Genomic DNA, 7,820 nt, shown 5'->3' with positions numbered 1-7,820 from the left:
TGCGGCCGAGGTCCCAGGGATTGCGGCAGACGCCCAGGTGCTCGCCCTCGGTGAACGGCCAGAGGCCGAACTCCGGGGTGTTGGTCTTGCCGACGATGGTGAGGCCGGCCTCGCGGTAGAGGCGCACGAGGGCGCTGTCGGCGGCGGCCGTCTCGCCCGCGAACAGCCGCGAGCCGCCGCTGGTGACGGTTCCCGCGAGCGTCGCGCCGAGGTCCTTGAGCAGGAAGGGAACGCCGGCCAGCGGGCCCGCGGCCGGGGGCTGGGCCCGCGCCCAGTCCGACAGGTCGGTGGTGACGGCGTTGATCCTCGGATCGACCTCGGCCGCGCGGGCGACGGCGGCCTCCAGCAGCTCGCCGGCGCTCACCTCGCGCCGGGCCACCAGGTCCGCCAGCCCCACGGCGTCGCGCTTGCGGTAGTCCTCGAAGTCCATCGCCATCCTCCCGTCTCTTCTGGTTGGGGAGCAGGCAACCACAGGCGCCGCGGCGACGCCAAGGGATTAGGGCGGTGACAGGGTCGTGGCGGACAGCACCGTCCACTTCCGCTCCTCGCGGCAGAACGACCCGGTGGGCGTGTAGACCGAGCAGCCCAGCCGCCGCCAGTGCCCGGGCGAGCCCGCGCCGGCCAGCACGGCGGTCTCGGGCGGTGCGCTCCATTGGACGTCGCAGCCGGGACCCACGCCCTTGTAGTCCATCCGCCAGGTCACCGAGACGCGCCGGAAGCCGGCGGTCTCGTTGCGCAGGCGCATGGGGCTGAGGCAGCGGGCGTCGGGGAACTCCGGGAAGGGATCGACCTCCAGGCGGACGATCGGCTGCGGGTCGCCGCTCGCGACCATGTTCCGAGCCGCGGGCGCGCAGGCGCCGACGGCGAGCGCCAGTCCGGCCGCGGCCGCAAACGCCAAAGGACGCATCCGCCCCTCCCGCGATGTTCCGAGCCCGGAGCTTCCACCGCCCGGCCACGCTTGGCAACACCGGTTCGGCGAACGCCGGGCGGCGGGCTTGAGAGGGATTCCGGTCGCCGCGCCCGGGGCCCTACTGGTCCCCCAGCCGCCGCGCGAGCCCGGCGTCCGCCGGCGGCGCCCGGCCGCTGTCGCGGGCGTCGTCCATACGCTTCATGGCGTGCTGCACGTAGCGGATTCCGAGCCACCGCAGCGGCTCGGGCTCCCAGCGAGGGGATGGCCCACGGGCAAGGGGCAGGCGCGACAGCGGCGTCTCGCGGTCAAGCAACATGCTGGACAACAGGCGCCCGGCGAGGTTCGTCGTCGAGACGCCTCGGCCGGTGTAGCCGTAGAGCGCCGCCAGACGGCGTCCGCGGTCGAAGACGACATTGGCGTTCCAGTCCCGCGACACACCGAGGAAGCCGTGCCATGCGTGGGTGAATCCCACGTCCTGCAGGACCGGGAACCACCCGCAGAGCTGGCGCCGCATGTCCTCTGAGGTGCGTTCGAACGCAGCGTCCCCGCCGGTCGTCGCCGAGCCGAAGAGGTATGGCGCGCCCCGGCTGCCATAGAGGATCCGGCCGTCGGGGGTTCGCGTCAGGTAATCGACGGTGTGGGCCTGGGATCCCAGCCCCTCGCCGCCCTGCCAGCCGATCTCGGCCCACTGTCGCTCACTGAGCGGCGCGGTGAGAACGATGCTCGAGGACATGGGGACGAGGGCGCGCCCGAAGCCCGGCACTTCTGGAAGATAGGCTTCTCCCGCCGCCACGACGGCGCGCCGCGCCCGGACGACGCCGCGATCGGTCTCCAGGGCCGCATCCTCACCCGTCCGAATACGGGTGACCTTGGTGCGCTCGTAGATGGCGGCGCCCCGGCGCTCGACCGCGCGCGCCAGTCCGCGAGCGAGTCTGGCGGGCTGGACGGCGGCGCTTCTCGGCGTGTGAAGCGCAGCCTTGATCCCGACGACGTTGACGCGTTCGCGCGCTTCAGCCTCGCCAAGCAGCAGGTTTCCCGCCCCGAAGCCGAGCCGATCATAGGCGGCGTGCGCGGCGCGCACCGCCGCGACCTGCGCCTCACCCCGGGCGAGGCTCAGGATGCCATTCATCCGGAAATCCGCGTCGATCCCCTCCTCGGCGCAGACCCGGCCGACCTCGTCGACCGTCTGGTACATGGCCAGGATCGTCTCTCGCGCCGTCTCGGCCCCGTATCGCGCCTCGAGCACGTGGGGATGCAGCGGATAACGGGTGGAGCACCATCCCCCATTGCGTCCCGAAGCGCCGTAGCCGCAGATCTCGGCCTCGACGATCGCCACCTCCAGCGAAGGGTCGGCCTGCAGCAGGTAGTAGGCTGTCCAGAGCCCGGAATAACCGCCGCCGAGGATCGCCACGTCCACGGTGATGTCACCCCCGAGGCCCCCCCGCGGCGTCAGCGGCTCTCCCGAAGTTTCGAGCCAGTAGCTGAGGCCAGCATACTCCGCGCCCACCTCAGGCGCCCTCGTCGAAGACGACGAACGTCTTCCGCAAGGTCCTGGAAACCCGCCAGATCCCGCCGGTGTTCGCGGGGAAGTACACCGCGTCGCCGGCGCGGACGGCCACGGGCTCGCCGTGGTCGGGCTCGAAGACCGCCTCGCCGTCCAGGAAGGTGCAGTACTCGGCCTGCAGCACCTGCCGGCGCCAGACGCCGGGCGAGCATTCCCAGACGCCCGCCCGGGTCGTGGCCGCGCCGTTGAAGCTTCTGGCCCGGGTCGCGGCCACAGGCTCGCCGATCGGCTCCTTGACCGGCACAGCCTCAGGAAGCTCTTGAAACAGGGTCTCGGGACGGAAGCGGACGATGGACATCGGGGTCTCCGGTCGAAGGTCAGAGCGGCCGCAGCACGCGGTCGAGGAATTCGCGGGTGCGCGGGTGGCGGGGCTGGGTGAGCAGGTCGCGGGCGGGCCCAGACTCGACGATCTCGCCGCCGTCCATGAAGAGCACCCGATCGGCCACCTCGCGCGCGAAGCCCATCTCGTGCGTGACGATCACCATGGTCATGCCCTCGGCGGCCAGGTCGCGCATGATCCGCAGCACGTCGCCGACCCGCTCGGGATCGAGGGCCGAGGTCGGCTCGTCGAAGAGGATCGCCTGCGGCCGCATGGCCAGGGCCCGGGCGATGCCGACGCGCTGCTGCTGTCCGCCCGAGAGCTGGGCGGGCATGGCGTCGGCCTTGTCGGCGACCCCCACCTTGGCCAGCAGCGCCCGGGCCTCCGCCGCGGCCTCGGCGGGCGGACGCCCCTGGGCGTGCACCGGGCCCTCGACGACGTTCTCCAGCACCGTCCGGTGCGGGAACAGGTTGAAGCGCTGGAAGACCATGGCAAGCTTGCCGCGGATGGACCGCAGGTTCGCAGGCAGGACAGCGGTCCCGTCCACCGAGATGGTCCCGCCGTCGTGGGTCTCCAGGCCGTTGATGCAGCGGAGCACCGTCGACTTGCCGGAGCCCGACGGCCCGATCAGGCAGACGACCTCGCCGCGCTGCACCTCGAAGCTGACGTCCCGCAGGACCTGGTTGGCCCCGAAGGCCTTGCTGACGTTGCGGACCTCGATCATCGGCGCGCCATCCGCCGCTCGAGGTGGCGCACGGCAAGGGTCAGCGGCAGGCTCATGGCCAGGTAGAGGAGCGCGATCAGGGTGTAGACCGTCATGTTCTGGAACGTGGAGACCGCCAGCAGCTGGCCGGCCCGGGTCAACTCCGCGACGGTGATCGTCGAGGCGATGGACGAGTCCTTGAGCAGCATGACGGAGGTGTTGCCGAACGGCGGCATCGCCGTCCGGAGCGCCAGCGGCAGCATCAGCCGCTGCATGATCTTCCGCTCGCTGAGGCCGAGCGACTGCGCCGCCTCGATCAGCGCGGGGTCGACGGACTCGAAGCCCGCCCGGAAATTCTCGGCCTGGTAGACCGAATAGGCCACGCCCAGCCCGATGATCCCGGCGGCCATGGCGCTGAGGCTGAGCCCCATCTCCGGCAGCACGAAATAGACGTAGAAGAGCTGGACGATGATCGGGATGCCGCGGATCACATTGATGACCACCCGGCTCGTCGTCCGCACGATCCCGACCCGCGAACGGCCCATGAGCGCCCACAGCAGCCCCAGCACGATGCTGAGCACGAGCGCCCCGGCCGTGACCTGGATGGTCACCAGCACGCCCCGCATCAGGATCGGCAGGAATTCGAGCGCCCGCCCCCAGAAGTCCTCGGGCATTACAGTCCCCAATGCTGGACGATGGCGGCGATCCGCGTCGCCTTGATCTCTGCGATGGCGCGGTTGAGCCGGGCCGCGAGCGCCGTCTCGCCCTTGCGCATGACCAGGCAGACCTGCTCCAGCTCGCCTGGCCGGAACTCCGTCGCCAGCCGCAGCGCCTCGGTCCGCGTCACCCGCAGGTAGTAGCGGATGATCGGCTCGTCGCCATAGGCCGCGTCGAGCCGGCCGAGCCGCAGGTCGCGCAGGATGTCGGCCAGGCTGTCGTAGGTCCGGACATCGCGGACCCCGGCGGTGGCGAGCTGCTCGACGAAGCGTGAGCCCACCTGCGCTCCCACGCGCAGGCCGGCCAGCCGCCCGAGGTCGGGGTAGGCGCGACGATCCTCGCGGCGCACGACCACGCCGCCGCCGTAGGCGTAGACCGGATCGCTGAAGTCGACCACCGCCTCGCGGGCCGGCGTGCGCAGCATGGCTGCGGCGATCAGGTCGATCTTGCGCGCCGTCAGGGACGGGATGAGGGCCGAGAACGCGGTCACCTGGAGGTCCACCGGGAAGCCGGCCTGGGCGGCCACCGCCTCGACGATGTCGACCATCGCGCCCGTCAGGCTGTTGGTGCGGACGTCGAGGAAGCTGAACGGCACGCCGGTCGCGGTGGACCCCACCACGAGGCCTCCGCGGGCGCGCACGTCCGGCGGCGCGGCGCAGGCGCCGGCCAGGCTCGCGCCCAGGCCCGCCATCACCGCGCGCCGCGACGCGGCCGACTGCTGAAGCCTGCCTCTCATGCCCAGGTCACGCCGGCTCGACCTCGACGCACAGGGTCTTGGCGTCGACGTAGTCGCGGATCCCGAGCAGCGAACCCTCACGCCCCAAGCCTGACTCCTTCACGCCGCCGAAGGGGGCGACCTCCGTCGAGATGAGCCCCGTGTTGACCCCCACCATCCCGTACTGCAGGGCGCCGCCCACGCGCCAGACCCGGGCGTTATCGCGGGTGAAGACATAGGCCGCGAGCCCGGCGGGCGTGTCGTTGGCGCGGGCGATGGCCTCGGCCTCGGTCTCGAACCTCACCAGGCCCGCAACGGGTCCGAAGGTCTCCTCGCGGCAGAGCAATGCGTCGGCGGCCACGTCGGCGAGCACGGTCGGCTGGAAAAAGGCCCCCTCACCGGCGATCGGCGCGCCGCCGGTCAGCGCGCGGGCCCCGCCGGCCAGCGCATCGGCCACGTGGGCGGCGACCTTGTCGCGCGCCCGCTCCTCGATCAGCGGACCCTGGTCGGTGGCCCCCGCGAGCCCGTCGCCCGCCCGCAGCCGCCCCGCAGCCTCGGCGAGGCGCGCGGCGAAGGCGTCGTAGATGCCGCTCTGCACATAGAACCGGTTGGCGCAGACGCAGGTCTGGCCGGTGTTGCGGAACTTCGAGGCGATCGCGCCCGCCACCGCCTTGTCCAGGTCGGCGTCGTCGAACACCAGGAAGGGCGCGTTGCCGCCGAGCTCGAGGCTGACCCGCTTCACGGTGGCCGCGCAGCGGGCCGCCAGCAGCTTGCCCACCGGCGTGGAGCCGGTGAAGGTGAACTTCCGCACCCGCGGGTCGGTGGTCAGCACCTCGCCGATGGCCGGCGCGTCGCCCATCACCACGTTGAAGACGCCGGGCGGGACGCCGGCCTCCTCGGCCAGCACGGCCAGCGCCAATGCCGAGAACGGCGTGAGTTCCGAAGGCTTGAGAACGACGGTGCAGCCGGCGGCCAACGCCGGCCCGACCTTGCGGGTGATCATCGCCGCCGGAAAGTTCCACGGCGTGATGGCGCCCACGACGCCGACCGGCCCGTAGGTGACCATCAGGCGCTTGTCCGGCAGGTGCCCGGGGATGGTGACGCCGTAGAGACGCCGCGCCTCCTCGGCAAACCACTCCAGGAACGAGGCGGCGTAGGCCACCTCGCCGCGCGCCTCCGCCAGCGGCTTGCCCTGCTCGGCCGTCATCAGCCGCGCCAGGTCCTCGGTGTGGTCGAGCATCAGCCGGTGCCAGGCCTTGAGGATGACGGCCCGCTCCCGGGCCGAGCGGGCGCTCCAGGCCGGGAAGGCCGCGTGCGCGGCCGCAACGGCGGCCTTGGCCGCCTCGGCGCCCAGCCGCGGTGCGCTGGCCAGGACGCGGCCGGTCGCCGGGTTGAGCACCTCCACCCGGTCCGCCGCGTCGATCCAGGCGCCGTTGATGTAGGCGCGCTCGCGCAGCAGGTCGGGCCTGGCGAGGGCCAGGCGCTCACGCTCGCTCGCGGGCGGGCTCATGCCAGTTCCGCCGCGCCCAGCGCCGCCTCGAGGATGTCCATGCCCTCCTCGATCACCGCGTCGGAGGCGGTGAGCGGCACGAGGATCCGGATGGTCTCGCCGAACTGGCCGCAGGAGAGCAGCACCAGGCCGTTCTCCAGGGCGCGCACGGTCAGCGCCTTGGCGGCCGGGCCGTCGGGCTCGTGGCCGCCGCGGGACCTCAGCACGTCGAACGCCACCATGGCGCCCGGGCCGCGCGGGGCCGAGATGGGGATCAGGTCGTTGCGCCGCGCGAAGCCCTCGATCCGAGCGTGCAGGGCGGCGCCGATGGCGTTGGCCCGCTGCACCAGCCCCTCCTCCGCGATCACATCGAGCACGGCGAGCGCCGCCGCGCAGGCCACCGGCGAGCCTCCGTAGGTGCCGCCAAGGCCGCCCGGATCCACCGCGTCCATCAGCTCGGCGCGGCCGATCACGCCCGACAGCGGGAAGCCGCCGCCCATCGACTTTGCGACGGTGATCAGGTCGGCCTTCGCCGCATAGTGCTCCATGGCGAACAGCTTCCCCGTGCGGGCGAAGCCGGTCTGCACCTCGTCGGCCACCAGCATGATGCCGTGCTCATCGCAGACCTCGCGGAGCGCCGTCATCAGCTCGGCGGACACGGGATTGAAACCGCCCTCCCCCTGCACCGGCTCCACGATGATCGCGGCCACCCGGTCCGGGCCGACGTCCGCGGCGAACAGGAACTGCAGCGCGCGAAGGGTGTCGTCCAGGCTGACGCCATAGCGCGGGTTCGGGAACGGGAGGTGGTACACCTCCGCCGGCGCCGGGCCGAAGTTGCGCTTGTAGGGCAGGACCTTGCCCGTAAGTCCCATGGTCATCATCGTCCGGCCGTGGAAGCCGTTGACGAAGGCGATTACCGCCGACCGGCCCGTGGCCGCGCGGGCGACCTTCACCGCATTCTCGACCGCCTCGGCGCCCGTGGTGAACAGGATGGTCTTCGCCTTGCCCTCGATGGGGGCGAGCGCGTTGAGCCGCTCGGCCAGCTCGACGTAGGGCGCATAGGGGACGATCTGGAAGGCGGTATGGGTGTAGCGTTCCAGCTGCTGCTGGACGGCGGCGATCACCTTCGGGTGGCGATGGCCGACGTTGAGCACGGCGATGCCGCCGGCAAAGTCGACGTAACGGCGACCCTCCTCGTCCCAGAGCTCCGCGTTCTCGGCGCGGGCGGCATAGATGCCGGTGGCGTTGGCGACACCGCGCGGGACGGCGGCGAAGCGGCGGGCATGGAGTTCGGCGTTGGACAAGAAGAGCACTCGTGGTTGCAGGACCTAGCCTGACGTTCGCGAATTCCGCCGCCCCCTCACAGGCGACAACGGAGACCTGGGCGGTGACTGGAAGTCACC

At 71.9% G+C, this 7,820-nt stretch carries 9 protein-coding genes; all 9 read right to left on the bottom strand.

Translation table 11 applies throughout. The annotated features are described in order from the left end of the window. The coding region (locus V7Z97_RS13845) for an amidase family protein (RefSeq protein ID WP_334164017.1) at nucleotides 1-436 on the bottom strand (436 nt) is incomplete at its 3' end. Between the two features lie 60 nt (nucleotides 437-496). Next, nucleotides 497-907: a hypothetical protein gene (locus V7Z97_RS13840; RefSeq protein WP_334164016.1), complete on the bottom strand. Its 411-nt coding sequence runs from the start codon at nucleotides 905-907 to the stop codon at nucleotides 497-499. 121 nt (nucleotides 908-1,028) lie between these two features. After that, nucleotides 1,029-2,327, bottom strand: coding sequence for an NAD(P)/FAD-dependent oxidoreductase (locus V7Z97_RS13835; RefSeq protein WP_334164015.1), 1,299 nt, complete (start codon nucleotides 2,325-2,327; stop codon nucleotides 1,029-1,031). A gap of 91 nt (nucleotides 2,328-2,418) precedes the next feature. Further along, complete coding sequence (locus V7Z97_RS13830; protein WP_334164014.1) at nucleotides 2,419-2,772, bottom strand: cupin domain-containing protein; 354 nt, start codon at nucleotides 2,770-2,772, stop codon at nucleotides 2,419-2,421. 19 nt (nucleotides 2,773-2,791) lie between these two features. Then, on the bottom strand, nucleotides 2,792-3,517 hold the full coding sequence (locus V7Z97_RS13825) for an amino acid ABC transporter ATP-binding protein (protein WP_334164013.1): 726 nt from the start codon (nucleotides 3,515-3,517) through the stop codon (nucleotides 2,792-2,794). Continuing rightward, the gene (locus tag V7Z97_RS13820; RefSeq protein ID WP_334164012.1) at nucleotides 3,514-4,170 is read right to left on the bottom strand and encodes an amino acid ABC transporter permease; all 657 of its coding nucleotides are present in this window, start codon (nucleotides 4,168-4,170) and stop codon (nucleotides 3,514-3,516) included. The genes V7Z97_RS13825 and V7Z97_RS13820 overlap by 4 nt, the downstream gene beginning before the upstream one ends. After that, nucleotides 4,170-4,949 carry a substrate-binding periplasmic protein gene (locus tag V7Z97_RS13815; protein WP_334164011.1) on the bottom strand — a complete coding sequence of 260 codons (780 nt, stop codon included), beginning with the start codon at nucleotides 4,947-4,949 and terminating at the stop codon, nucleotides 4,170-4,172. The genes V7Z97_RS13820 and V7Z97_RS13815 overlap by 1 nt, the downstream gene beginning before the upstream one ends. Before the next feature lie 7 nt (nucleotides 4,950-4,956). Beyond that, a complete protein-coding gene (locus tag V7Z97_RS13810; RefSeq protein WP_334164010.1) occupies nucleotides 4,957-6,438 on the bottom strand; it encodes an NAD-dependent succinate-semialdehyde dehydrogenase in 1,482 nt (493 codons plus the stop codon). Beyond that, nucleotides 6,435-7,721: a 4-aminobutyrate--2-oxoglutarate transaminase gene (gene gabT / locus V7Z97_RS13805; protein ID WP_334164009.1), complete on the bottom strand. Its 1,287-nt coding sequence runs from the start codon at nucleotides 7,719-7,721 to the stop codon at nucleotides 6,435-6,437. Before gabT ends, V7Z97_RS13810 begins: the two co-directional genes overlap by 4 nt. Nucleotides 7,722-7,820: the final 99 nt, after the last annotated feature.

Source organism: Phenylobacterium sp. (assembly GCF_036821595.1).
In the GTDB taxonomy this organism is placed as follows: Bacteria; Pseudomonadota; Alphaproteobacteria; order Caulobacterales; family Caulobacteraceae; genus Phenylobacterium.
This window is presented reverse-complemented; position numbering and strand designations above follow the sequence as displayed.